This is a genomic window from Corallococcus terminator (assembly GCF_003611635.1).
In the GTDB taxonomy this organism is placed as follows: Bacteria; Myxococcota; Myxococcia; order Myxococcales; family Myxococcaceae; genus Corallococcus; species Corallococcus terminator.
Genome location: NZ_RAVZ01000690.1, coordinates 1 through 1,331, shown reverse-complemented (window position 1 = coordinate 1,331; position 1,331 = coordinate 1). Strand labels below are relative to the sequence as shown.

The 1,331-nt window shown below is 59.9% G+C and carries 2 protein-coding genes; both read right to left on the bottom strand.

The genetic code is table 11. The annotated features are described in order from the left end of the window. Positions 1–885, bottom strand: an 885-nt coding sequence (locus D7V88_RS41535) for a ParB/RepB/Spo0J family partition protein (protein ID WP_120545964.1), incomplete at its 3' end; no start/stop codon positions are given. Beyond that, positions 878–1,331, bottom strand: a 454-nt coding sequence (locus D7V88_RS41530) for a ParA family protein (protein WP_158625281.1), incomplete at its 5' end; no start/stop codon positions are given. The genes D7V88_RS41535 and D7V88_RS41530, both read right to left, overlap by 8 nt.

The window sequence follows — 1,331 nt, the reverse complement described above, 5'->3', positions numbered from 1 at the left end:
ATACAGGGGCGTCGGACCGCGAGCGGCCGGCGTGCTTTCCGCAGTCCTTCGCTTCACGTAGTCGATGACACGTGTCAACGGCCAGCTCTCGTCAATGACGACCAAGCAGACCTTGGCCGTATTCATGGTTGCGGTGGAGGCATCCTTCTTTGTTAGGTGCGCCCAAAGCTTCGCCAACTCCTCTGCGACGTCTCGCCCCAGCATTCGGGAGCTGTCTCGCGCGGCGCGCGGATCGTCCTTGACCTTTTCGCCTTCATCTTCCTTGACGAGGAATCGGGCGAGGTCTTGCCCGCGCAAGGCGGCATGAATCACCGGGGGCGCGTTGTCGTAAAGCGCAAGGAGGCGCCGAACTTTGCGCGCGTCGTCACCAACAAGCTTAGCAACGTCTGTCGCCTTCTTAAGCTGCTCAAGCTCCCGGATGTTTGCGAGGGCAGCGGCTGCATCCATCACATTGAGGTCGGTGCGTTTTTCATTCTCGGTATACGCATCCACGGCCATGCCTGTCTCGCCACCACCAACCCTGACGACTGCGGCGATTGTGGCAAACTTTCCCTTATCGCTCTCACTCGCGCGGGAGTAGGCCAGCAGCATGCCTCGCCAACGGGTCTCGCCAGCGATGATGATGAACCTCCCCCTGTATGGCGCGATGACAATTGGCTGGAGTTGCCCAATCTCCTCAAAGGATGTGGCGAGTTCCTCAATCTTCCTCGGGTCAATCCACTTCCTCGGCTGGTGGGGATTGGGGTCAAGGAGGCCAGTCTCTACATTCAGAAGTGCCCCATGCTTGATGCCCTCCTCAGGCGCATCAGGCGTGCGCGCACGAGCTGCTTCCGCGTGAAGAGCAGCATCCAGCGAACCAACGGCCGGCGTCGTCGCCTTAGCCACGGGGAACCTCCTTGCCCGACGTCGGTGCGCCTCGGCTCAACACCTCGTCAACCACTTTTGAGTATTCGAGCGCGGCCCGGTCCTTCGGCTTGCGAAGGATTACAGGCGCCCCTTGCCCTGACGCGTCTCGGGTAGCCGCACTTTCATGAATGTGCGTCGCGAAGAGCTTGTCTCCGAAAATCTTTGTCAGCAGCTCCAGGGCCTCGCGGGGCTTCTTCTCCCCCTCTGCGTAGAACGTCCCAAGGACTCCCATAACTCGCAGTTTCTCCTGACTGTCTTCACGCACTTCGTCCAGGTAACGCCTCAGAGACAAGGCACCTGCCATCGCCAGGGGAGCGAGTTCCACCGGGATAAGAATCTCGGGGCACGCTATCGCTGCATTCAAGGCGAGCATTCCAAGGTTCGGTGGGCAATCGGCAATGATGAAGTCGTATGGCTCACCAATC